The sequence below is a fragment of the Clostridium novyi NT genome (assembly GCF_000014125.1).
Taxonomy (GTDB): domain Bacteria; phylum Bacillota; class Clostridia; order Clostridiales; family Clostridiaceae; genus Clostridium_H; species Clostridium_H novyi.
Genome location: NC_008593.1, coordinates 1,571,199 through 1,596,687 on the forward strand (window position 1 = coordinate 1,571,199; position 25,489 = coordinate 1,596,687).

At 29.0% G+C, this 25,489-nt stretch carries 25 protein-coding genes; 11 read left to right on the forward strand and 14 right to left on the reverse strand.

Features of this window, described 5'->3' with window-relative positions:
• Positions 1 to 46 precede the first annotated feature (46 nt).
• Entirely contained in the window at positions 47 to 538 is a 492-nt protein-coding gene (locus tag NT01CX_RS07340; protein WP_011722429.1) for a hypothetical protein, read from the reverse strand.
• A 135-nt stretch (positions 539 to 673) separates the two neighbouring features.
• Here NT01CX_RS07340 and NT01CX_RS07345 point away from each other — a divergent pair, with 135 nt between their 5' ends.
• On the forward strand, positions 674 to 1,768 hold the full coding sequence (locus NT01CX_RS07345) for a hypothetical protein (protein ID WP_011722430.1): 1,095 nt from the start codon (positions 674 to 676) through the stop codon (positions 1,766 to 1,768).
• Positions 1,769 to 1,824: 56 nt separating this feature from the next.
• Here NT01CX_RS07345 and NT01CX_RS07350 read toward each other — a convergent pair whose 3' ends face one another.
• The 9 genes from NT01CX_RS07350 to NT01CX_RS07390 all read right to left on the reverse strand — a co-directional run bounded on the left by NT01CX_RS07350 (position 1,825) and on the right by NT01CX_RS07390 (position 13,105).
• Positions 1,825 to 2,853, reverse strand: a complete 1,029-nt coding sequence (locus NT01CX_RS07350) for a ribonucleotide-diphosphate reductase subunit beta (protein ID WP_011722432.1) — start codon at positions 2,851 to 2,853, stop codon at positions 1,825 to 1,827.
• A gap of 15 nt (positions 2,854 to 2,868) precedes the next feature.
• Entirely contained in the window at positions 2,869 to 5,163 is a 2,295-nt protein-coding gene (locus tag NT01CX_RS07355; RefSeq protein ID WP_011722433.1) for a ribonucleoside-diphosphate reductase subunit alpha, read from the reverse strand.
• Positions 5,164 to 5,373: 210 nt separating this feature from the next.
• Positions 5,374 to 6,894 (reverse strand): hypothetical protein, encoded by a 1,521-nt coding sequence (locus NT01CX_RS07360; protein ID WP_011722434.1) that lies wholly within the window; start codon positions 6,892 to 6,894, stop codon positions 5,374 to 5,376.
• Between the two features lie 197 nt (positions 6,895 to 7,091).
• On the reverse strand, positions 7,092 to 8,207 hold the full coding sequence (locus tag NT01CX_RS07365; protein WP_011722435.1) for a 2-hydroxyacyl-CoA dehydratase subunit D: 1,116 nt from the start codon (positions 8,205 to 8,207) through the stop codon (positions 7,092 to 7,094).
• The gene (locus NT01CX_RS07370) at positions 8,200 to 9,471 is read right to left on the reverse strand and encodes a 2-hydroxyacyl-CoA dehydratase subunit D (RefSeq protein WP_011722436.1); all 1,272 of its coding nucleotides are present in this window, start codon (positions 9,469 to 9,471) and stop codon (positions 8,200 to 8,202) included. The genes NT01CX_RS07365 and NT01CX_RS07370 overlap by 8 nt, the downstream gene beginning before the upstream one ends.
• 18 nt (positions 9,472 to 9,489) lie before the next feature.
• Positions 9,490 to 10,275 carry an acyl-CoA dehydratase activase gene (locus NT01CX_RS07375; RefSeq protein ID WP_011722437.1) on the reverse strand — a complete coding sequence of 262 codons (786 nt, stop codon included), beginning with the start codon at positions 10,273 to 10,275 and terminating at the stop codon, positions 9,490 to 9,492.
• 31 nt (positions 10,276 to 10,306) lie between these two features.
• Positions 10,307 to 10,720 (reverse strand): VOC family protein, encoded by a 414-nt coding sequence (locus NT01CX_RS07380; protein ID WP_011722438.1) that lies wholly within the window; start codon positions 10,718 to 10,720, stop codon positions 10,307 to 10,309.
• 83 nt (positions 10,721 to 10,803) lie between these two features.
• Entirely contained in the window at positions 10,804 to 12,357 is a 1,554-nt protein-coding gene (locus NT01CX_RS07385) for an acyl CoA:acetate/3-ketoacid CoA transferase (RefSeq protein ID WP_011722439.1), read from the reverse strand.
• Positions 12,358 to 12,838: 481 nt separating this feature from the next.
• On the reverse strand, positions 12,839 to 13,105 hold the full coding sequence (locus tag NT01CX_RS07390) for a hypothetical protein (RefSeq protein WP_011722440.1): 267 nt from the start codon (positions 13,103 to 13,105) through the stop codon (positions 12,839 to 12,841).
• A gap of 283 nt (positions 13,106 to 13,388) precedes the next feature.
• Here NT01CX_RS07390 and trxB point away from each other — a divergent pair, with 283 nt between their 5' ends.
• Genes trxB through NT01CX_RS07405 form a run of 3 tightly spaced genes read left to right on the forward strand, consistent with a single transcriptional unit; the run spans position 13,389 to position 15,124 of the window.
• The gene (trxB, locus tag NT01CX_RS07395; protein ID WP_011722441.1) at positions 13,389 to 14,324 is read left to right on the forward strand and encodes a thioredoxin-disulfide reductase; all 936 of its coding nucleotides are present in this window, start codon (positions 13,389 to 13,391) and stop codon (positions 14,322 to 14,324) included.
• Between the two features lie 6 nt (positions 14,325 to 14,330).
• Positions 14,331 to 14,558: a glutaredoxin domain-containing protein gene (locus NT01CX_RS07400; RefSeq protein ID WP_011722442.1), complete on the forward strand. Its 228-nt coding sequence runs from the start codon at positions 14,331 to 14,333 to the stop codon at positions 14,556 to 14,558.
• Between the two features lie 20 nt (positions 14,559 to 14,578).
• Positions 14,579 to 15,124 carry a glutathione peroxidase gene (locus tag NT01CX_RS07405; protein ID WP_011722443.1) on the forward strand — a complete coding sequence of 182 codons (546 nt, stop codon included), beginning with the start codon at positions 14,579 to 14,581 and terminating at the stop codon, positions 15,122 to 15,124.
• 36 nt (positions 15,125 to 15,160) lie between these two features.
• Here NT01CX_RS07405 and NT01CX_RS12165 read toward each other — a convergent pair whose 3' ends face one another.
• From NT01CX_RS12165 to argC, 3 genes are all read right to left on the reverse strand, one after another.
• On the reverse strand, positions 15,161 to 16,174 hold the full coding sequence (locus NT01CX_RS12165) for a CAP domain-containing protein (RefSeq protein ID WP_011722444.1): 1,014 nt from the start codon (positions 16,172 to 16,174) through the stop codon (positions 15,161 to 15,163).
• A gap of 178 nt (positions 16,175 to 16,352) precedes the next feature.
• The gene (gene argJ / locus NT01CX_RS07415; RefSeq protein WP_011722445.1) at positions 16,353 to 17,570 is read right to left on the reverse strand and encodes a bifunctional glutamate N-acetyltransferase/amino-acid acetyltransferase ArgJ; all 1,218 of its coding nucleotides are present in this window, start codon (positions 17,568 to 17,570) and stop codon (positions 16,353 to 16,355) included.
• Positions 17,571 to 17,594: 24 nt separating this feature from the next.
• Entirely contained in the window at positions 17,595 to 18,632 is a 1,038-nt protein-coding gene (argC, locus tag NT01CX_RS07420) for an N-acetyl-gamma-glutamyl-phosphate reductase (RefSeq protein WP_011722446.1), read from the reverse strand.
• Positions 18,633 to 18,777: 145 nt separating this feature from the next.
• Here argC and argB point away from each other — a divergent pair, with 145 nt between their 5' ends.
• The 7 genes from argB (at position 18,778) to queC (ending at position 24,533) form a co-directional block, all read left to right on the forward strand.
• Positions 18,778 to 19,632, forward strand: coding sequence for an acetylglutamate kinase (gene argB, locus NT01CX_RS07425; RefSeq protein WP_011722447.1), 855 nt, complete (start codon positions 18,778 to 18,780; stop codon positions 19,630 to 19,632).
• A complete protein-coding gene (locus tag NT01CX_RS07430; protein WP_011722448.1) occupies positions 19,614 to 20,780 on the forward strand; it encodes an aspartate aminotransferase family protein in 1,167 nt (388 codons plus the stop codon). Before argB ends, NT01CX_RS07430 begins: the two co-directional genes overlap by 19 nt.
• 213 nt (positions 20,781 to 20,993) lie before the next feature.
• Entirely contained in the window at positions 20,994 to 21,992 is a 999-nt protein-coding gene (locus tag NT01CX_RS07435) for a 2-hydroxyacyl-CoA dehydratase family protein (RefSeq protein WP_011722449.1), read from the forward strand.
• Positions 21,993 to 22,751, forward strand: coding sequence for an acyl-CoA dehydratase activase (locus tag NT01CX_RS07440; protein WP_011722450.1), 759 nt, complete (start codon positions 21,993 to 21,995; stop codon positions 22,749 to 22,751).
• 14 nt (positions 22,752 to 22,765) lie between these two features.
• Positions 22,766 to 23,185, forward strand: a complete 420-nt coding sequence (queD, locus tag NT01CX_RS07445; RefSeq protein WP_011722451.1) for a 6-carboxytetrahydropterin synthase QueD — start codon at positions 22,766 to 22,768, stop codon at positions 23,183 to 23,185.
• A 10-nt stretch (positions 23,186 to 23,195) separates the two neighbouring features.
• Positions 23,196 to 23,864 (forward strand): putative 7-carboxy-7-deazaguanine synthase QueE, encoded by a 669-nt coding sequence (gene queE, locus NT01CX_RS07450; protein ID WP_011722452.1) that lies wholly within the window; start codon positions 23,196 to 23,198, stop codon positions 23,862 to 23,864.
• Positions 23,865 to 23,867: 3 nt separating this feature from the next.
• Positions 23,868 to 24,533, forward strand: a complete 666-nt coding sequence (gene queC / locus NT01CX_RS07455; RefSeq protein ID WP_011722453.1) for a 7-cyano-7-deazaguanine synthase QueC — start codon at positions 23,868 to 23,870, stop codon at positions 24,531 to 24,533.
• Positions 24,534 to 24,666: 133 nt separating this feature from the next.
• Here the strand turns inward: queC and NT01CX_RS07460 are convergent, their stop codons facing one another.
• The gene (locus NT01CX_RS07460; RefSeq protein WP_011722454.1) at positions 24,667 to 25,464 is read right to left on the reverse strand and encodes a Cof-type HAD-IIB family hydrolase; all 798 of its coding nucleotides are present in this window, start codon (positions 25,462 to 25,464) and stop codon (positions 24,667 to 24,669) included.
• Positions 25,465 to 25,489: the final 25 nt, after the last annotated feature.

Below are 25,489 nucleotides of genomic sequence, written 5' to 3' on the forward strand. Positions count from 1 at the left end.
AAAAAAGGAAGATAGTCTTTTAGGCTATCTTCCTTTTTATATAAACTTATACATGTCCTAATCCATATTGAACTGTATAAGTAACTGATTGAATATGTCCTGTTGGATTTAATACAAGTATATCTTCACTGCTATACTGATTATCAATATAATTTTTAATTTTTTCAGTCTGTGTAGATGGTGTTTCAGTTTCATCATAGTTATTTTTAGGTGTTACATAAAAAGTCCCAAATGGACTTGAATATCCATAATAAATACTAGATGTAGCTCCTTCTGGATGACTCCAATAAAATGTAATATATACTGTTAATTTACCTATATTAGCTTTGTACGTTACAAATCCTGAAGAACCTACAAGTCCAGTTTGGTCTCCATTAAACACTCCATTTCCTCCTGCTTTTATTATATTAGGGGGCTGTTTTGTAAGCATTCCACTTTGAAGGTCAACATTATATAATTGAAAATCTTGATTTGTATTATTTTGTATATATATCTCTGTAGGTCTATCAAAAACTGTCTGCCTTAAAATTCTCACCATAACTTCCTCCAAATTTATATTAATTATATAATTAATATATACATCAATTTAGTTTATGTACTTTTAACTTATAACATTAACCAATTAATCCACATTGAAATAATATATATTAAATACTTTTTTTAAGGAGATGCCATGAATACTTTTTATATTACATTATTTAATGGATTAACACTTATGGTTAAACCTACAGAAATTTTAGGAAAATATCTTTATTGCTACCATTGGTTTAATAATTCTTGGATTCCTATTTCATTAAATATTGATTCAATTTCTGATATTCGTAATTTAACTATTTTAGAAAACACTCTTCCTAATTATAATGTTTATAGTATTAAATCTATGTATAGAACAGATTCTGGAGGCACCGAACTTTTACTAAATACAAGTGGTGGATTTAAAACTACTCAACTACTTAAACAAGGAGCAAATGCAAATTTTCAATCTGGCACTGTTATAGCACCTGTATTTCCTAAAATAGATCCAAACTGGTTTTATACTGGATTTCCTACCAAAGTTCCAGTAGGTAACGCTAAAGGAAATTTAATAGACTATATTCCTATATTTTTCTACGCTACAAGAGATGGCAATGAAAAATTTACTTTGCCTACAATTCCAGGACGTATAGGATTTCTAGATAAAAATAATGAATTTAAAGATACTATCATCTGGAATGGACCATTCAAAAAAGGAGATCTATTGTTTACACTTTTATTAGATAAAAACGATCCTTCTGCTAATGGTAGTAAGATATTAAATAATAGTTATTGGAATCTACTTACGGAATTTAGCAATATAGATCCTGGTTCAAGTGCTACTAAATCCATTACAATTACTAGTGGCATTACTAAAACAGAGAGTACATCTTTAGGTTTATCTATAGGATCAAGAGTTGGTTTAGAAATTGGTTTAGAAAGTATAGGGAAAATTTCTGCGGAACTTTCAACACAGCTTTCAACATCTTTTAATACAAGCGTGTCAATCACACAACAAATAACTACAACAGATACAGTAGAATTTAAACCTCAACCACGAACCCAAAGAATTGCCACATATCAATTTATTGAGCAATATGAAATAGATGCCGCTCAACCACTCAAAGATAAGATATCATTTTTTAATGATGCTACTAAAAATTATATCGCAAACTTTACTAAAGCAGAATTTAATCCAACTTCATTTGATTATTCAAGTCGTTATTTTGCAAAAGCTTTTGTTTTAGAACCTTAACACTGATTTAAATAAAATAGCATGAAACAAATTTCATTTGAATCATGCTATTTATTTTATACTAAATCATCAAAATCAAAGGCTGCTGCTTTAGTATAATTTGTAACTTTAGCTTCGAAAAAATCAGTTTTAGTATTATTAAGTTTTGAAAAATTCTCAATCCATTCCATTGGATGCTCTGTTATTTCTGGATAAAGAACCTCAAGTCCAATGGCATTTAATCTAAGATTTGAAAGATACTTAATATATTTTTCTATAAGATTGTCATTAATTCCAAGTATCTCATTGTTAGTAACATACTGTCCCCACTTTATTTCGTGTTCTACTCCCATTTTCATCATCATACGAAATTCTTCCATAATACTTTCCGTAAATATATCTGGATTTTCATTTTTAAGTTCTTTTATTATATTTTGAAATAAAATCAAATGAGTTATTTCATCCCTATTTATATATTTAAATATTGTACTTGTGGCTGTCATTTTCCCTTGTCTAGCTAGAGTATAAAAAAAGCTAAATCCTGAATAAAAATATATTCCCTCCAATATGTAATTGGCCATTATTGTTCTTAGAAAATTTTCAGTAGTTGGATTTTCGTTAAAGCTTTGATATATTCCAGCTATAAATTTATTTCTTTCTAAAAGATTCTTATCTTCTCTCCACTGATCATAAATTTTATCTCTTGTTATAGGATTTGTAACAGTGTCTAATATATAAGAGTAACTCTGAGCATGTATTTCTTCTTGAAATGTTTGAACATTCAAAAGAGAAGATACTTCAGGGGCTGTAATATATCTAGATATATTAGGTAAATTTTCGCTTTGAACTGAATCTAAAAAATTTAAAAATGAAATTATTTTATCAAAAGCATTTCTTTCTCCATCAGTTAAATAAGGAAACTGTTTAACATCTTCATTTAAGGATATTTCCTCTGGTATCCAAAAGTTATTTAACATGGTTCTATATAATTCATTAGCCCAATTATATTTTATTCTATTCCATTCTCTTAAATTAGTTGTATTACCATTTATCATTGATTCTGTTCCACGATTTCCATTTTCATTAAATATCATTTTTTTTAACATAGTATTTCCCCTTTCCTAACTTGAGCAACTTGAACATTCATCCATTTCTATTGATTTATTTCTTACATAATATATAGTCTTAATTCCTTGTCTCCAGGATTCTGTATACATATTTAATATGTCCTTAGCCTTTACCTCTGGAGTAATATATAAATTAAATGATTGAGATTGGTCAATATGTTTTTGTCTCACTGCACAGGCTTTAATGGACCACTCTTGATTAATTGTATGTGCTTCTTTATAGTACCAAAAGTTCTCATTATTTAAATCTGGAGCAGTTTTAGGAGTAAAACTTCCCTTTTTCTCTTCTATAAAGAATTTTTTAAATACAGGATCTATTCCTGCTGTAGTATTAGCAATATTAGAAGTACTTCCTGTTGGCGCAACGGCCATTATATATCCATTTCTAATACCGTATTTAGCTATATCCTCTCTTAACTTATTCCATCTTTCAGAATTATAGCCCCTTCTTTCAAAATATTTGCCACTTTGCCACTCCGAACCTTCAAATTCAGCATAAGCCCCTTTTTCTTTAGCAAGTTCCATAGATGCCTTTATAGCTTCATATGCTATATCTTCAAATAAGGAATCCACTTCTTTTATATGTTCTTCACTTTCCCACTTGATTTTATTGCTAGCAAGATATTGATGATATCCACTGGTGCCAAGTCCTATAGCTCTATACTTATCACTAGTTATAGCCGATTCTTTAACTGGCAATCTATTTAATGAAATAACATTATCAAGCATTCTTATTTGTAATGGAATAGATTCTTTAAGTTCGTCTCTACTTACCTTACTAAGATTAATAGAATTAAGATTACAAGTTACCATATCTCCTGATTTAATTCTACTTACTACTTCATTAAATCCATTTTTATCAGTTACTTCTTCACTAATAAGTTCACTTTCACTCATATTTTGAGCTATCTCATGACATAAGTTAGATGAATAAATCATTCCTTTATGTTTATTAGGATTAGCTCTATTTACTGTATCCCTAAAAAATATAAATGGTGCTCCTGTTTCTACTGCACTTTTCATTATTTTTTTCATTACATCAAGACAGGAAACAGTATCTCTTGGTAAATTCTCATTTGCCTCACACTCTAAGTATCTCTTTGTAAATTCCTTATTCTCTTCATCATCAAAGTAATCTTCAAGCTTATATCCCATTAATTTTTGTATCGTGTATGGATCAAATAGTGACCAATTTTCTCTATTTAAAAGTCTTTTCATAAATATGTCAGGTATACTTACAGATGTAAATATATCATGTGCCTTTCTTCTATCATCTCCATTATTAGTTTTAAGATCTAAAAAGTCATATATATCCTTGTGCCATATATCAAGAGTTATAGAAGCTCCCCCTTTACGTTTTCCAAGCTGATCTACAGCAACTGCAGTATCATTGTAAAGTTTTATCCATGGTATAACTCCACCTGATGCATTCTTGTGACCCCTTATTTCACTATTTAATGCTCTAATCTTTCCCATATATATTCCAAGAGCTCCTCCATGTTTAGAAACTTGAGCAAATTTTTGATTAACGTCATATATAGACCAAAGATTGTCTCCAACTACAGATATAAAGCAACTACTTAGTTGATAAAAAGGTGTTCCTGCATTTCCAAGAGTAGGTGTAGCTACAGTCATTTTTAGTTTACTCATTAAATCATAAAACTTCTTTGCAAAGTAAACTCTATTTTTCCCTTCTGGTATTGCAAGATGCATTGCTATAACCATAAATCGCTCTTGAGGAAGTTCTAATATTTCTCCATTAAATCCTTTTATTAAATATCTATCATTTAATAATTTTAATCCCTCATAATTAAAAAGCTCGTCTCTTTTAGGTTCTATATACTCTGAAAGTTCTTTTATTTCTTCATCTGAATAGTTTTCAATTAGATACTTACCGTACAATCCCATATTCACTAACTTCTTAACAAGTGATAAAAAGTCTCCATACCCAAAATGACTATAATTTCTGTTTATTTTTGCTTCCTTATATAAATCAAATGCCAGAAGTCTTGCTGCAACGTATTGCCAGTTTATATTAGTTTTTTTAGATGGACTATTATCATAATTATTTTTATCTATGTATATAACTTTTTCGATTGCTGTTTGTATTAATATCTTTTGAATTTCTTTTGTGCTCATCCCATTTCTAAATTGAATTCTAGAATCTATTTCAAGTTCTAAAGGATCACATCCGTCTAATCCTTCACAAGCAAGACTTACCATTTTTTTAGTTTTTTCTACGCATAACTTTTCATATTCTCCATTTCGCTTTCTAACTTTAATATCCATATTTAAAATTTGTCCTCTTTCCTATTTTTAGTATTAATGAATTTTAAAAATAATTTCTATTAATGAATAACAATTATTGCTTACTATTATTATAAAAGACAACATTTCTTTTATCAACTCTAATTTAACCATAAAATCTATAATTATATTAAAAACCCTCTAAGAATTTTTCCTTAGAGGGTTTTTACAAAATAAAGTAGTACTTTAAAACTATATTTTATTTTCATAATTTCTTGCTTCAATCATTCTAAAAAACATTTTTCCATATTTATCCAAAAACTCTTCAACTGCTTTTACATCATATTCTACACAAAAATCTTTATTTCTTATATGTGTAAAGTATTGATTTATGTATCTAACAAGTTTTTCATTGGCTATTGTATAAAATAAAGGTGTATAATCAGGTATACATTTTAAGTTCTTCTTAAAAAATACTTTTTTACTATTTACATAAGCTGAGATTTTGAAAAATCCCAAATCATAATTAAGCATTTCATCATCTAATATTATTATTCTAATATTATTATTTTTTTTCATAGATTCAACTATATTTCGAGCATGATTTTTTCTTTGTTCAGTAGATAAATTATATCTAACGTAAGTATAAAATATTTCTCCATCTTCAATATATTTCATTAAGGTAGATTTTAGTATCATAAAATTAATCTTGCTCTTTTCAAATCTTTCTTCCCAAGTGATTTGCAATTTACGAATTAAGAAAGCTGTCTCATCATCAAATCCTTTATGATAAGCAGTGTTAATAATGTCTGAAATAACTTCTGATGGTAATAAAAATTCAAATCCATTAGTAGATAAAAACTGAAATTCATTGTTTGAATAAAAATCTGTTCTATATCCACCTTGTTCCATGCCAGAAGTTTCAGCTGATCTAATTAATATATCTCCCATTCTAAATTTGACTACAGTTTTATCATATATTCTATTTACAATATCCCTTTCTGTAATCACTGTTGCAACTTCTATAAGACCATCTACATCAAGTGAACATATAATAGCGAATTTATTTCTTATGGATATTATGTTTAATTTATTTATTTCTTTATTATCAAAAAAATTAAATTCTACATTCCATCTTTTGTTTAAAATAATGTATATTCTCCAAAGGTAGAAATTAGGGTTTCTTTCAAACTCATCCATATCAAATCCTACTTTTGCAGTAATTCTTATATCTTTACATTTAAATTCTTCTATTATATCAAGATTAATATTTGAAGTGGACTTACAAATATCAAGTGTTGATATAAATTCTATGTCTTCTGTTGATTCTTCAATAGTTTTTTGAATTATATCCTTGATAAAATTTGTTGATTCATTTTTTCCAACTATAACTTTTGTATCTCTTTCTCTCTTTTCAAGTTTTTCATAGGAATTACTTTCTGTAATTTTATACGCATTATCTAGTAGCCTATATATTTGATCTTCTAAAACATCCGTTGCATTTAAATCGTTAACACCCATATACTCAGAAATATTAAAAGTTTCATAAAACTCATTAATTTTATCTTTTTTGACTATTTCTTCAGCAAAAATTACAGATGCTTTTTCATTAATAATTTCAATATTCTTAGTAGTTGGTATCTTTATATTATTACACCACTTACTTATGTAAGATATATCATATCCTAAAGCTTTTGATAATACCATAAACTTAGTGTCTGTGAAACATAGCAATTTTTTCAATACGGAACCATATTTTTGATCTATTTTCATAAAACACCTCCGCCTTTATTTTTAATCTTTCTATGTCTATAAACGTAAAAAAGCTTTTCATACAATAACAACCATATTTCTATATTATATCAATTATATTTTGTTAATTCAAATATTCCACAAAAAAACAAAATTCCACAAAGCTTTATACTAGCTTTGTGGAATTCTATATTTAATATAATATAATTAATATAAATTTATAGCATTTCACCAAAACTTTGAACTCTTGTCTTGATTTGTTCAAAAGATGTTGATTCTTGGTCTATTTCTATATATAAGCTCTTAATTCCAGCTTCTTCGAATTGAGAGTAGTATATTGGATAATCGAATTCTTCTGGATCACAGAATTTCATCATGCAAACTATAACTGCATCTGCATCATATTTTTTAACCATATCCATTAACATTTGACCTCTTGGTTTTTTAACGTTTGTTGCAAGAGCACATCCGTCAAATTGTTGCCACCATTCAGCAAGTCTGTATAATGGATCAGTTCCTGCTGGAACATCTAATCTGAATTGTCTAGATTCTTGTGCTAAATCATCAGCAACTACAGTGAATCCATTTTCAGTTAAGATATCTAATACTTCGTTTGGTTCTGCCATGATACCAGTTAACACAACTTTCTTTCCACATTCTTCAGCTGGCATAGCTTTAAGTTCATTTATTAATTCTCTTACCATTGCTGTGTGCTTAGATTTTTCCATGAAGAATCTAGCTTTTATAACTGCGTGACGAGCTGCAGCACTTATAGTTTTTGAGTATTGTCCAGCTATATCAGAGAATTCACGCATAACTTTACGGTTTTCGTTATAAACTTCTATACTGTTGTTTATAGCTTCGTCAGTTATTTTAACGTTAAGAATTTTTTCTAATTTTTCACGAACAAGTTTGAATTCTTCAACTAAGAATTTGTTTGCTGCTTCTAATTTTCTGTTTTGTGGGTGTGTAAATACTATTACAGGAGATTTTCCCTTCCATTTTTGGCTAAGACATTTTAATGTGTCACATGGAACTGAGAAAATTACTGCTTCTAAATCATCGTATACTCCTTCAAGTTGCATTTCCATAACAGATTGCATGATTGAACAAGCAAATGGAGGTAAGTAAGTACGAGCTTTAGATATGCTTTTTTGTCCACCCCAAATTCCCATTGGTAAGAATCCAGCAGCGTGTACTAATTCTTCTGGAGCGTATACAGGCATTATACCTACAGCACCTTTTCCAGTTTCTTTTTTATAATCTTCCATAGCTTTTCTTGGATTGCTAGCTATTAGTGATAATTCATTTATAATAGTTTCAACTCTACTCATTTGAATTTTCCTCCTCACCTTGTTGTTCCATCATTTCAGCTAATGCTTGCACACGAGTATCGAATTGTGCAGGAGCAAAGTTACGTGGATCAGTTTGGTCTCCATCGAAGCTTACATAAGGTAATCCGTTTTGTTCTTGTAATTTTTCAGCTGTTTCTACGTTTAAGAAACTCATAAGTTTACAGCTTCTGTTTAAGTGGTATGCAATACCATCACATTTTCCACCTTCAACTATGTCGCTAAGAACTTTTACTTTGTTGTCTAGGCAAGTGTTTATATAGATTCTAGTATAAGCTTCTGCCATTGAGCTCATATCTCCTGGTGTATAAGTAAGGTTCCAAAGACCTGGGTATGCAGAACCTGTCATTATTGATCCTAGAGATTTTAATGATTTAAATGTATGTCCAAGATAAGGCCATACTGCTATACCTTCCCAAGTGATACGTTTCTTTTCAGCACCTTTGAAAGCATAGATTCCGTTCTTTAAGTTTTCTTCAAGTTCATCTGCAAACTTCTTGAATGTGATTTCAGCATAGTCTCTGCTTCTAGCACATACTATAAGAGCCATGAAGTTGAAAAGATCGAAACAGTTTAATGGAGATGGCTTGTGTGATGATAATGCTGCAAGTCTGTTCCATTGAGCAACTGAACGTTGAGTTTGTTTTTGTACTTCTAAGAATTTATCGTAATCGAATTTTCTTCCGCATACTTCTTCTAATGTAGCTATAGCATCTTTAAATTGTTCTGCTATATAATCTTTTGCGTATTGTGGAATTGGCATTGTGTGGTTGAATGGAACGTCAATTACAATACATGGGATATTTAATTCAACTGCTAAGTTTTCATACCATTTTAATAATGTATTACAAATGTTGTTACATGTAATTATAAGGTCTGGTAGTGGAACGTCAGCTGCTGGTGAATTAGCTAATGCTTCTGGAGTTTTTCCAGTTAAAGCTTTTTCTTTTAAAAGTTCCATATATCCAAGGTTTACTCTTGCATAAGAACAGATATCTGTTGAATATCCTTTTCTATCTGCAACTTCTAACATATCTAATGAACCTTTTCTAGCACCTATACCAGCTGCGTGAGTTTCTGGATATACCATAGCGATATCCATAGCTACACAGAATTCTGGTGGAGCAACAGATGCTGACCAACAAACAAGCTTCCCTTCTTTTTTTGCTTGTCTTGCTTCTTCATCTAATTTTTGCTGATAGTACCCTAATAATTCTTTTGCACTCATATTTTGCATATCAGTCATATTTATCCCTCTTTCCTTTTATTTGTTAGCTTTAATAGCTTCTTCGTAAGCAAATAATGCTGCACCAATTGCACCTGTTACTTGTGGAGTTGGCGCAACTATTACTGGCTTTTTAAGTTCTTTTTCTATTGCTCTTACAACACCTGCGTTTTGAGCAACACCACCGCACATTACAACATCTTCTTCAAGTCCACATCTATATGCAAGACCACATGCTTTACTAGCAACTGATTGATGAACACCAGCTATAATGTTTTCTTTAGCAACTCCCTTTGAAAGCTGAGATATTACTTCAGATTCAGCAAAAACTGTACAAGTACTGCTTATGCTTGCTGGTTCTGTTGCACGGCTATCATATTCTGCCATATCGCCTAATTCAACTTCAAGTACTCTAGACATTACATCAAGGAAACGGCCTGTTCCAGCGGCGCATTTATCATTCATAAAGAACTGTTTAACACCACCATTTTTGTCAAGTTTTATAGCCTTGGCATCTTGGCCTCCAATATCAATGATTGTTCTAGCTGTAGGTACTAAAAAGAATATTCCTTTAGCGTGGCAGCTTATTTCACTGATTTGTTTGTCTGCTTCTTCTATAGCAAATCTTCCATAACCAGTTGCCACTATCTTGTCCATATCTTCCATCTTAAGTCCTGATTTTGAAAGAGCTGCTTCTAGTGCACGCTTAGGTCCTGAAGACCCAGTTCCAACTTGAATGACTTCTGCAGCAATAATATCGCTCCCATCTTTAAGTATTACTACTTTTGAAGATGCAGATCCAATATCAATTCCCATTGTAAACATAGCTTAATCTCCTTTTTGTTTTAAAAATTTATTATCTTTGGATTGGTGCAACAGTTTCAACAAATTCAACTAGTATTCCTTCTCCATATTTAGGTCTTAAGAAGTTAACTATAATATCACTTGTTCCTGGTACTGCTTTACCTTCTAACATTTTCATGCCTTTGCTTTCATATTCTTTACGAACAGCTTCAACATCTTCTACTTCGAAAGCGATGTGAGCAATTCCACCTTTTCCGTTATTGAATTCAGTAAGAACTCCTTCTTTAGGAATAATTAATTCAAGTGGACTTTCGTTTTCGTTGTATTTTGTGAATATTAAATCTGCATGATATGCATCAACAAATCCTTGGTAATCTACTTCTAATCCAAATTTTTCTAAGAATCTGTGTGCTGCTTCTAATGTAGGAAGTATTATTCCAACATGGTGTAATCTCATAGGTTTCATAACTTTTTCCTCCTAAATATATACATAATATTTTTTATTTATATTTTTATTTATAATTAGTATGTTATAAATCTAATTATCTATTAGTCTTCTTTTAGATTCATTTTTTCATCTCTGAAAATTCTTAAATCCATAAGCTTAACTTCATCCATCTTAGGTACAAAGTCCATTAAGTCAAGAACTTGTGTTTGAAGATCAATTCCTGGAGCGATTTCTATTAAATGTACTCCATCTTCTTTTAATTCAAATACAGCTCTTTCTGTAATGTATCTTACTATTTGACCTGTTCTATTAGCATATTTTCCACTAAAAGTAACTTGTTCTACTTGTTTTAAGAACTTGTGACTCTTACCTTCTTGTTCTATTATTAGTTTCCCATCTTCAACTTTTGTTTTTAATCCGCCAGCTGTAAATGTTCCACAGAAAAATACTTTTTTAGAGTTTTGTGTTATATTAATAAATCCGCCACAACCTGCAATTTTAGGGCCAAATCTACTAACATTTATGTTACCAACTTCATCACATTGAGCTAGTCCTAAGAATGCTAAATCAAGACCGCCACCATCATAGAAATCAAATTGGTATGGTTGATCGATAAGACAATCTGGATTTAAGCTTGATCCAAATCTAGTTCCTCCTTGTGGGATACCACCTATTGGACCAGATTCAACAGTTAAAGTCATATAGTTTTCAATGCCTTCTTCTCCAGCAACTTGTGCTACATATTCAGGTGCACCTATTCCTAAGTTTACAACTGTATCTTTTTCTAATTCCATAGCTGCTCTTCTTCCAATTATCTTTTTAGCGCTTAATGGAATTGGTGCTAAGCTATCTACTGGAACTCTTACTTCACCAGAAACTCCTGGTTCGTATTCTTGTCCAAAGCTTTGTTCATGATCTTCTGGTCTTGCAACTACAACAGCATCAACATAAATTCCTGGTATTTTTACAAGTCTAGGATCTAAAGTTCCACCCTTAACTACTTTTTCAACTTGTACAATAACTTTACCACCACTGTTTTTAACTGCTTGAGCTGTAGCTGTTCCTTCTAATGGAGTGATTTCTTTTTCAAATGTTATGTTACCATATTCATCTGCATAAGTTCCTCTTATAAATCCAACGTTTATAGGGAATGCTTTATATAAAAGTCTTTCTTGTCCTGCTATATTAACAACTTCAACTAAATCTTCTTTAGTTATTTCGTTGATTTTTCCTCCACCATTTCTAGGATCTACAAATGTATCTAATCCTACGTGAGTTATAGTACCAATTCTGTGTGCAGCAATATCTCTGAATAAGTGAAGTAACGCACCTTGTGGTAAGTTATAACCTTCTATTTCATTATTCATGCACATTGCTCCAACTTTAGGTGCAGTGTTTAAATGTCCTGCTATTATTCTCTTAAGTAGTCCCTTATGTGCATAGTGATCAGCACCACTACCATCTCTGTTACCTTGAGATGATCCATACATAAGTGTTAAATTTTTAGGAGAACCAGTTTCTAAGAATCTTTTTTCAATTGCTTTGTTAAGTGCTTCTGGACAACAACTACTAACAAATCCGCTTGTAGTTAATGTATCCCCATCTTTAACAATCTTAACAGCTTCATCTGCTGTAAGTACTTTAACCTTTTTCATGTTCTTCCCCCTTTAACCATTTTCGACTTTGTTTTTTGTCTTTTTAAATATGTTTAAAAAAATTCTGCGCAGATATTAAATTTAAATTTTACACACAGCCTTGTCATTGGTTATGTTATGTTTGTGATTTAACAAACTACTATTTTTAATATTAATTTCACACAATGCCCGTGTGAAATATTTAACTGTGTTTCTAAAAATATTTTAATACAGTTTCAATAAAATTTAAATCAAATCCGATTGACTATTATTGGAGCAAATAATTCAATTGAATTTCATAAATTCAACTTGAATTATTATCATTCAATATTGAACTTTTCGCTTTAATTCATAATTTCATAATATATACAACCAATATTTTTTATAAATTTTGTAAATTTTCTAACTATTCTTTCCTTAAAAAGTCAAAAAAATAACAAACTTATAGATTTCATCATAAAATCTATAAGTTTGCTATTTTTCTTAACTATTTTTATTATTTTTATATTCCATACTTTAGTGCATACTTTAATTCTTTTAATCCTGTTTTTAATTGGTGCTTTTGTCCTTTTAAATATCTTTTTATTTGATATTTATCTCCTTTTATTTCTTTCTTTAATTCTCTTTTAATAGTATTAATATCATGTTTCATTTCAATTTTAGCTCCAACTAATCCACTGTCAGTATAAATAACATCTTGTGCGAAAGCTACCCCTCCAAGATTTGAAGCTATAAGCATAGTTGCAACAAAAACCTTAACCTTTTTCATATTCACATTCCTCCATAAGATATTTTAATTAAGCTCTTGGTTTAATTTTACATTATTAGTATATCATTCCTCTTATGTGATTTCAAAACTTTATTTTAAAACATATATTATTACACTACTAGTGATCTAATAATTACTAATGTAGTTATTATAAATAACATTACATATTTATATAAAAAATTTCCACTATATAATATGTAGTATATCTTAATAATCATAGGTATATCATAAATATAAATACTTTTATTTTAAATTGTTAAAGAAAAAATCGAGGTGATATACCATGGAAAAAGAAAATAAAAATATTGATATTTTAATTATTGGAGCAGGCCCCGCTGGATTAACTGCTGCTATATATACGTCACGCCTAAAACTAAAGACACTTGTATTAGAAGATGAAATTATGGGGGGTCAAATAAGAGATGCTTATACAATCGAAAACTATCCTGGTTTTATAAATATAAGTGGTGTTGACCTTACTAAAAAAATGGAGGAACAAGCTATTGCCTCCGGTGCTATTATAGATGAATTTGACAAAATTATATCTATAAAACTTTCAAATTCCACAAAAACAGTAGAAACTGAAGATCATATATACAATGCTAAAGTCGTTATTATAGCATCAGGAGCTAAAAGACGTGAACTTCCCATACCAGAAGAGAAAAAATTTCACGGTAAAGGAATACACTACTGTGAACTTTGCGATGGACATATGTATGATGGAAAACATATCGCAGTAGTAGGTGGAGGTAATTCTGCTCTACTTGCAGTAAACTTTCTTTCTAAATATGCTGAAAAAATTACAATAGTCCATCAGCTAGATTATTTTCAAGCTGAAAAGAAAGTTCAAGATGAAGTATTTAAAAATCCAAAGGTAAATATACTTTGGAATAGCGAAATAAAACATGCTATAGGTGACAACCATATATCCAAAATCTCTATTGAAAATATTAAAACAAAACAAGAAACTGAACTCTCCGTAGATGGAATTTTTGTTTATATAGGATTTATTCCAAGAACAGACTTATTTAAAGATTATATAACACTTGATGAATTTGGAAACATATTAGCAGACGAAACAACAAAAACTAATATAGATGGTGTATTTGCAGCTGGAGATGTTCGTTCCAAATCATTTAGACAATTAACTACCGCAACGGCCGATGGAACTGTAGCTGCTCTTATGGCCGAAAAGTTTATAAATACAAAGGAGAAGTGATTTAAAATGGTAAAAGTTTATTCAATTCCCGATTGTCCATGGTGTGTAAAAGTAAAAAAGTATCTTAATTCTAAAAATATAGAATTTGAAGATATAAACGTCCAAGAAAATGTAGACGGCAGAGAAGAAATGATATCTCTTACAAATCAAAGCTCAGTTCCTGTAATAAATGTAGATGGAAATGTCATTATAGGATTTGAAAAAGAAAAATTAGATTCTCTTCTTAACTTATAATTTGAAAGGAGATTTTAAGTATGTCAATATACGATTTTAAAGTAAAAACTATAGAGGGCCAAGAAATCCCTTTAGAAAAGTACAAAGGAAAAGTATTACTTATTGTAAATACTGCTAGTAAATGTGGATTTACTCCTCAATATAAAGATTTAGAAGAATTATATAAAAAATTTAATTCAAAAGGGTTTGAAATATTAGGATTTCCATGCAATCAATTTGCAGAACAAGAACCTGGTAGTAACTCTGAAGTTAAGAAATTTTGTGAGTTAAATTATGGAGTTACTTTCCCACTATTTGCAAAAATAGATGTTCGCGGTGATTCTGCTCACCCATTATTTAAACACTTAAGCGAATCCCTTCCCTTTAAAGGATTTAATTTAAATCATCCTAATGGAAATACTTTAAATAATTTTTTAAAAGAAAACTTTCCTAAATACTTAGAAGGAAACTCTATCAAATGGAACTTTACAAAATTTCTAATAGATAAAGAAGGAAATGTAGTTGGTAGATTTGAACCTACCACAGAACCATCTGAAATTATTCCTGAAATTGAAAAACTTCTATAGAAGTAAAAAGCATCGGATTTTCTCCGATGCTTTTTACTATCTTACCCCTACAAAACCTTGTGTAGCATATAATTTACCATCATTTGATATGCCTATTCCAAATCCTATTTGATTAAAGTCTTGTTTTATCATATTTGCATAATGTCCAGGTGAGTTTTTCCATTGATTAAATAATGCTTCAGCTAATTTATTTGGATCTTCTGAATAATAATTTTGTGCTATATTTTCTCCAACAAAGTTCCATGTATAATTAACTCTATTTAAATCATCTTTAAATATGAAGTTACCATTTCTATCATTGTGAGAAAATTCTCCTGTCTTTGCCATATACTCTGAACGTTTTTCAGCTAAATTATTTAATACTTCTATACTTTTAAGTGGCGCTGCACCTTTTGATGCTCTAAGTTCATTAACTAGTTGAACCATTTTTTCATTAACTGCTTTTTTGTAAGCTGCAGTTAATTTTCCTTCTTCTTTCTTATTTAATGTAGTTTCTTTTTTAACTTCAGGTTTAACTTCCGATTTAACTTCTGGTTTTAAAGATTCATTCTTGTTCTCTTCTTTATTTAAATTTGAATTACTTACCATTGCTTTGTTTTCAGTAGCTTCATTATTAACTTGTGGCTTGTCTTGATTTTTAACTTCTATTTCACTATTTTCTTTTACATCTTTGTTGTTATTTTTTGATATTTCTAAATTTGCTTTTTTAGTTATATCATTATATTTAAATATATTTTCTTTCATGTTCATAGAAGTATAAGGATATACAACATAATTTGATACACATGTATTTGTATTATTAAACATAAACGGTTTATTTAATAATTTTACTATATCGTATGTATTTATTACCATTAAACTGCATGTCCTATTTTGTCCATTTAAATTTTTGCAAAGAATACTATAAAAATCCTCTCCTACATAGTTGTAAGTTCTGCATATGTCTTGTCTATAAAGTCTATTTACATTGATTCTTTCGGTAGCTTGTACGACATTTGGAATACTCATCATACCTGCCATAATTAATCCAGCTAAAACTTTTTTCTTCATATGTACCTCCAAACTTTATATTTATCCCTATATTTTATACTTTAGTAAGTTAATAGGATATCTAATAAAATTATAAAATATTTATTTTAAATTTTCCAGTTACTATTCCTGGAAATTTTCTTTATTTTTCTATATATCCCTAATATATCGAATTTTTATATTTCTTTAAAGTATATTTTTAAGATCTATATGATGCATTTATTTTAATATAATTATATGTTAAATCACATCCCCAAGATGTAGCTGAAAAGCTGCCATCATGCAAATCTATAGTTATATTTACATATTCACTATCTATAATATCTTTAGCTAAATTTTCATTAAATTCTACCCCAACACTTCCTTTAACTATTTCCAAATATTGCTTTGAATTTTTTATAGATACATCTATATTATTTATATTAAAATCAGCTTCTGAATATCCTATAGCACACAAAATCCTTCCCCAATTGGCATCATTACCATATATAGCCGACTTAACCAAACTAGATTTGATCACCGATTTAGCACATTTTTTAGCATCCTTCAATGTTCTGGAATTCAATATAGTACACTCTAATAATTTTGTAGCCCCCTCTCCATCTTTTGCAATCATTTTTGCAATTTCCTTATTTAAAAAGTCTAAAGCATTTTTAAACTTAATATAATCTTCACTCTCATTACTTATTTTATTATTATTTGCAGCTCCATTAGCTAATATTATAACCGAGTCATTTGTACTAGTATCTCCATCTACGGAAATCATGTTATATGAATCTTCTACAGATTCCTTTAAAGCTTTACTAAGCATTTTTTTAGATATACTCGCATCAGTAACTATAAAGCTTAGCATAGTTCCCATATTGGGATGTATCATACCCGAACCTTTTGCAATAGCACTAATTAGTACTTTTTTATTATCTATCTCTACTTCCAAAGTAAGTTTTTTAATATAAGTATCTGTTGTCTTTATAGCTTCAGCAGCATCATTTGCATTTCCATATTCTAATGAATCACATGCATTTTTTATCCCATTTTCTATATTTTTCATAGGAAGTTGTTCTCCAATTACACCCGTGGAACATACCAATACATCATTTTTACACAAATTTAAATACTTAGCTGTAATTTCACACATATTATTTGCATTTTCTAAACCTTGTTTTCCAGTACAAGCATTTGCATATCCACTATTTACAATTATAGCTTGCGTATTTTCAAAAGTTATCTTTTCCATATCTACTATAATTGGCGCTGCTTTCATTTTATTTTTAGTAAATGTAGCTGCTGACACCGCTGGTTTTTCACTATATATTAAGCATATATCTTTTTTAGAATTTTTTTTGAGACCACAACTTACCCCAGTAGCCTTAAAGTAAGGAACATCAGTTAAATTTTTATTTTCTAATATTTTCATTTAAAGCACCCCTTTTTTTATTTACTATATCATCATAGATGGAATATTTAATCCGGTTTTCTCATCTATTCCAAATAATATATTCATATTTTGTACAGCTTGACTAGCTGCCCCTTTCATTAAATTATCTATAACTGAAGACACTATAACCTTATTAGTTCTTTCATCAATATTCACATTCATATTACAAAAGTTAGAATTCTTTATCCACTTTACTTCAACCAGTTCTTTCATCACTTTTATAAAATAATCATTTTCATAGAACTTTTCATATGCCTCTTCTAACTGTACTTTGTTTAAATCTTTTTTTAAAGTTGCATAACAGGTAGCAAATATTCCCCTATTTATAGGTACTAAATGAGGAGTAAATGTAAGTTTTATATCTTCTTTACAAAACCTTGAAAGTTCTTGTTCTATTTCCGGAGTATGCCTATGATTTCCAATTCCATAGGCCTTCATAGTTTCATTGCATTCACAGTATAATGATTGAGTTTTTAATGCTCTTCCTGCTCCTGAAACTCCTGATTTTGCATCTACTATTATAGAACCTTTTTCTACTAAGTCTAATTTAATCAATGGAGCCAAAGCTAATATGCTTGCAGTAGCATAACATCCTGGATTACAAATTAACGAAGCTTTTTTTATATCTTTTCTAAATAATTCAGGTAATCCATATACTGAATATTTAAGAACTTCTTTTAAAGGATGCTCAATTTTATACCATTTTTCATATTCTTTAGAATCTTTTAATCTAAAATCCCCACTTAAATCTATAACTTTTATCCCTAAATTCAAAGAATACTTTACCATTTCAAAAGATTTTCCATGAGGCAAAGCCATAAATACAATATCTACATCTTTAAGTCTGGTTTTCACCTCTTTTATATTTATACAAGTTGTTTCAACAAATCCTTTGTAATTATTATATACAGAATTGAAGGAATATCCTGCATAATTATACGAACTTAAAAATACTATTTCTACATTTGGATGAATTTTTAAAAGCCATACAAGTTGCTGACCTATATATCCTGTAGAACCTATAATCCCCACTTTTATCATTTAAAGCGCCTCCTTTAATAATATACTGAAATTATACACGTTTAAGCATAATTATTCAAGTATTTTAATTTTTATGTATATTTTCTATAATTTTCATTGAATCTTTATTACATTTATAGTATAATTATTCAAAATTGGAAGGGGGATGTTTCAACTGGAAAGTCTAAAAAATAAAATCATAGTTATAAAATATGGTGGAAGTATATTTCATACTCTTAAAAATAATAAAAGTTTTATAGAAGATTTGAAAACTTTAAAAAAGTGTGGGGCAAATATAATAATTATTCACGGTGGTGGCAATGAAATTTCTAAATGGCTAAAAAAATTACAAATTAATAATAAATTTATAAACGGACTAAGGGTTACTGACAGCACTACAATAGAAATAGTTGAGATGGTTTTATCAGGTAAAATAAATAAACAGTTAGTATCAACTCTCTCAAAAGAAGGTATAAATTCTATTGGTTTAAGTGGTGTAGATAATAACTTATTATTGTGCAAAAAAAAATATACTTTTGTAAATGAAATAAAAAAAGATTTAGGATATGTAGGAGAAATTTATAAAGTAAATACAGATCTATTAATTAATATTATGAATTTAGGAATTATACCTATAATTTCTCCTATTGGTACTGATATAAATGGAAATAGGTATAATATAAATGCCGATTATGCTGCGTCTTCCATAAGTTCAGCATTAAATGCAAATAGACTAATAATATTAACTGACGTTGATGGTATATATAAAAATATAAATGATTCAAGTTCTCTAATTGAAAATATAAACTTAACTTCAATAAAAAAGTATATAAAAAATGGTATTGTAAACAATGGTATGATTCCTAAACTTCAGTGTTGCAGTCATTCCATAGAACATGGCACCAAAAGTGTTCAATTGATAAATGGTAATAGAAGTCATTGCATATACAATGCACTTTTTAATAAATGTGGAACTAAAATTGTTAAAGGAGATGATTTAAAATGCCAAAAAGCAATTTAATGAATACTTACAATAGAAAAGATGTAATATTTAAAAAAGGCATAGGTAGCAAATTATATGATGTTAATGGAGAGGAATATTTAGATTTTGTATCTGGTATAGCTGTAAATTGTTTAGGACATAGCAATGCTTCTATAATATCCACTATAAAAAATCAATGTGAAAAACTTATGCATATCTCAAATTACTATTGGAATGAACAAACCATATCTCTTGCAGAAAAATTGTGCAAATTAAGTGATCACGATAAAGCATTTTTCTGCAATAGTGGAACTGAAGCTTGTGAAGCTGCTATAAAACTTGCTAGAAAATATGGTAGCTTAATAAATAAAAATAAAAATGTAATAATTCATATGAAAAACTCTTTTCATGGAAGAACTTTAGGTGCCCTTTCAATAACCTATAATGAAAATTACAAAACACCTTTTTATCCACTAATAGATAGAATAAAGACAGTGGAATTTAATAATATAGACGAATTAAAAGATAAAATGAATGATGAAGTATGTGGAGTCATAATAGAACCAATTCAAGGAGAAGGTGGAATAAAAGTATCCAATAAAGATTTTTTAAAAGAAGCAAGAAAACTTTGTGATAAATTTAATAGTGTATTAATATTCGACGAAGTACAATGCGGCATAGGCCGTACAGGTAAACTTTTTGCATACAAGAACTTTGATGTAATACCTGATGTTGTTTGTATGGCTAAAGGATTAGGAGGAGGATTTCCCATAGGTGCAATTATTGCTAAAAATAAATTTGCTAATGCCTTTAAGCCAGGTGATCATGGAAACACCTTTGGAGGAAATCCACTGGCTTGTACCGTAGCATTAACAGTATTAAAAGAATTGACTGAAAATCACATTATAGATGAAATTCCAAAGAAAAGTAATTACTTAATACAAAAATTATCTTTACTTAAAGATAATTATAAAATTATAGAAGAAATTAGAGGCAAAGGTCTACTTCTTGGAATTAAAGTTAACATTAATTGCAATAAAATAGTTGATTCTTGTTTTAATAAAAAACTTTTAGTAATAAGCGCTAATGATAATGTAATACGACTTCTTCCACCTCTTAACGTTTCTAAAGATGACATTGATTTAGCTATAAATACCCTATCCCTTGTTTTTGAAGAATTGCAATAAATAAGTATATATGATATACTTATTTATCATAAAAAGTATAAATTATTCAATAATAATATAAGACAGTTCGTAACCATCCTGTCTATAAACAAAACTAGGACTTTATTAAACTACCGTCTTAGGTAGTTTTTTGTTTATAGGGCAGCTATGCCCTTTTTTTAATGTCCTTTTTTAACTATGTCATGTATGACATTAAAACGAAAGGAGAAAACAATGAAGAAAATAGGATTAACAACAACAGTCCCTATTGAAATTTTACTTACAGCAAAATACATACCTGTTGATCTTAATAACATCTTTATAACTTCATATGATTATTTAAAATACATTGATATTGCTGAAAAAGATGGATTTCCAAAAAATATTTGTTCTTGGATTAAAGGAATTTATGGAGTTTGTATAAGTGAAGAAATAGAAGAAATCATAGGTGTTGTTGAAGGTGATTGTTCAAACACTAAAATTCTAACTGAAGTATTATCTATGAAAGGAATTAAGGTACACCCTTTCTCATTTCCTCATAACCATACCTTAAATGATGTTAAAACAGAAATAGATAAATTCATGAATTTATTTAATGTTGAAATTAATGAAGTAGAGAAAACTCGAAAAAAACTAAACTCAATTAGAAATCTTTCTAAAACAATAGACAAGCTAACTTATATTGATTACAAAGCAACAGGATTTGAAAATCATCTATACCAAGTAAGTTTAAGCGATTTTAATGGTAATCCTGATGATTTCAAAATAACTCTCAAAAACGGAATTTCAGATATAAAAAAAAGAAATTCAAATCCTCCCCTACTTAAACTTGGGTATATAGGAGTTCCTCCTATGACTTCTGATCTATATTCTTTTGTTGAAAAATTTAATGGACAAATTATATATAACGAAGTTCAAAGAGAATTTGCATTTCCACGAGCTGACATATGTGAGAATATATACGAACAATATTATGACTATACATATCCTTATGACAATAACTTTAGAATTAAAGAAATAAAAAAACAAATAAAAATGAGAAAGTTAGATGGACTTATCCACTACACTCAATCATTTTGCCATAGAGCTATTGAAGATATTATCCTAAAAGAAAATTTGGACATACCTATTTTAAATGTTCAAGGTGATAAACTAAATGTTTTAGATTCTAGAACAAAATTAAGATTAGAAGCTTTTATGGATATGTTACTTGATTTAAAAAGGAGAAAATAAATGAAAACACTTGGAATTGACCTTGGAAGTCGTGAAGTAAAAATAGTGCTAATGGAAAATCACAGCATAGTTCATGCACAAAAGATAAGTACCATGTCCTTTTATAGAGATTACTGCACATATAACGGAAAAATATTAGTAGATTTAGAAAAACTAAATATAAAAAATGTAGATAAATTTGTATCCACAGGATATGGCAGAAATAATACAAACTTAAATATATTCCACCCTATCAATGAAATAAAAGCCCATGTATACGGTGCATTTTATGAAACTAATCTAAAAGACTTTACTCTTTTAGATATTGGTGGACAAGATGTCAAAGTAGTAAAAGTTGAAAAAGGATTTATAACAGATTTAGAGCTTAACGATAAATGTGCCGCTTCCTGTGGTAGATATCTAGAAAACATGGCAAATATCCTTGAGGTTTCCCTTGACTACATGAGCAATTACTTTGAAAATCCAGTGGAACTAAACTCAACTTGTGCCGTATTTTCAGAATCTGAGTTAATAGGAAAAATTGCTGAAGGAATAAACACTGAAAGACTATGTGCTAGTGTTAACTATTCCCTCTATAAAAAACTAAAACCCATGTTAAGTAACTTTAAAGACAAAACACTTATTTTAACAGGGGGAGTATCCCAAAACTCATCAATTAAAAAATATTTACAAAATGATTATAACAAGACTATTTCTTTAAATAATCCTCAATTTAACGGTGCCATAGGATGTTGTTATTATGGCGAAAACTTTTTATAAAGGAGATTATTATTATGTATATTTTAAAAACAAAACAAAGTTTTGATAGCGCCCACTTTCTCTCAGAGTATGATGGAAAGTGCAGTAACATACATGGTCATAGATGGACAGTTGAAATAGAAATACAATCTGAAACTTTAAATCCTACTGGTAAACTTAAAGGCATGATAGTTGACTTTGGAGATTTTAAAAAAGATTTAAAGTCTATAGTGGATTTTTATGATCACTCTTTAATAATAGAACAAAATTCTATGAAGTTAGAAGCTCTAGACAATTTAAAAAATGATGGTTTTAGGATTATTGAGGTTGAATTTAGACCTACAGCTGAAAATCTTGCTCATCATTTTTTTAATCTTATGGAACAAAAAGGATATAACGTAAGAAAATCTACAATTTATGAAACACCAAATAACTGTGCTACATTCCAAAGATGAGGTGAAATAAATGAATTATAAAGTAGTAGAAAAATTTATAAGTATTAACGGCGAAGGAAAATCTTCTGGACAATTATCAGTATTTATACGATTTGCAGGTTGCAATTTAAATTGTAGTTACTGCGATACAAAGTGGGCAAATGAAGAAAAGGCCCCCTACTCTATTATGACGGAAAAAGAAATATATGAATATATAAAACTAACAGAAATTAAAAATGTAACCTTAACTGGAGGCGAACCCCTACTTCAAGAAGGAATACTAACGCTACTAAAACTTCTATGTAGTGATGAAAATCTAAATATAGAAATAGAAACTAACGGAAGTATTCCATTAAAAGATTTCACTTCAATTAAAAATAACCCTCCTAAGTTTACAATGGATTACAAACTTCCTTATAGCAACATGGAAAATCATATGATTACTGATAACTTTAATTATTTAACTAAAAAAGATGTCATTAAATTTGTAGTGGCTAATAAAAATGATTTACAAAAACTGAAATCTATAATATATAAATACAACCTTATAGATAAAACCAACATTTATATTAGTCCCGTATATGGTGAAATAGAAATGAATTCAATAGTAGAATTTATGAAGGAAAACAAATTAAATGGAGTTACCCTCCAAATGCAACTGCACAAAATTATTTGGGATCCTAATAAAAGAGGTGTTTAATAAATGTCAATTAATAACGAAAAAGCAATCGTAGTATTTAGTGGTGGTCAAGATAGCACTACCTGTTTATTTTGGACAAAAAAAAGATTTAAAGAAGTCATAGCTGTATCCTTTGATTATAATCAAAAACACAAATTAGAACTAGAATGTGCTAAAGAAATATGCTCAAAATATAATATAGAACACCACATTTTAGATTTAGGATTATTGAATCAATTAGCACCAAACTCATTAACAAGAACTGATATAAAAGTTGATAAAAACGCTCCAGAAGATGGAGTGCCAAATTCATTTGTTGATGGACGTAATATGCTATTTCTAACTTTTGTAGCTGTATTTGCAAAGCAAAGAGGAATTAGTCATATAATAACAGGGGTTTCCCAAAGTGATTTTAGTGGATATCCTGATTGTAGAGATGTATTTATAAAATCATTAAATGTAACTCTAAACTTGGCTATGGATTATGAATTTGTATTACATACCCCACTAATGTGGATTGATAAAGCTGAGACTTGGAAAATGGCTTATGATTTCGGTGTACTCGATATTATAAAAAACGAAACTTTAACTTGTTATAATGGAATTAAGGGTAATGGCTGCGGAGAATGTCCTTCCTGTAAACTTAGAAAAAAAGGATATTTAAAATTTAAAGAGCTATATATGAAATAAAAATTTCTATCTAAAACCTTATAAATAAAATCACATGTTTATTTAATATCCTATGAAATAAATTTTTATATCTATTCCATAGGATTTATTTTATTATACAAATTTAATACTTAAATTTATATTACTTTTTATTTTATCTAAGTTTTTTTATGCATTCATTAAGAACTTTATATACCCCATCATTCTCATTGCTATCTGCAATAAAATTAGCCTTTTTCTTTACATCCTCTGGTGCATTTTTCATAGCATAACTATGATGCGCTACTTTAAACATAGATAAGTCATTATAGTAATCTCCAAAAACCATTGTATTTTTAGGAGCCACTTGAAACTTCTCTTGAAGTATTCTTACTGCACTTCCCTTATCTACCCCTTTATTCATTACATCAACCCAGTTATAACCCGATACTACAATCTCCAAATTGTCACTTATATTTTGTCTTAGATCTTCTACAAATTCGTCACTTGCTCCTTCAGCTATGTAATAAGTTATTTTGTATATTGGAACATTTATATCCTCTAATGAGTTTAATACAACTACTGGCACTTCACTTTTGGCAAACTTATGTAATAATTCTTCTGATGGATCTATTACATAAGCATCACTTTCTCCTCCTAAAAATACAAATCCATCTAAACTAAGCTTATAATTCATTACATTTTCTATATCTTCTTTCTTTATGGCATTTGTATATAAAGTTTTACCATTATTATTGTATTTTACAACTGCACCATTATGGGCAATAAGAATCATATCTCCATTTACTTTATTAAAATTATTATTAAGCTGAGAATAAAATCTTCCACTAGCTGCTACAAACTTTACATTTTTATCATCAAATTCATGTATTAAATCAAATACCTTGTCATTTATCTTACCTTTATTATCAACCAAAGTACCATCCATATCAGTTGCTATTAGTTTTATCATCGGTTTTCCCCCTGTAGTATAAAAT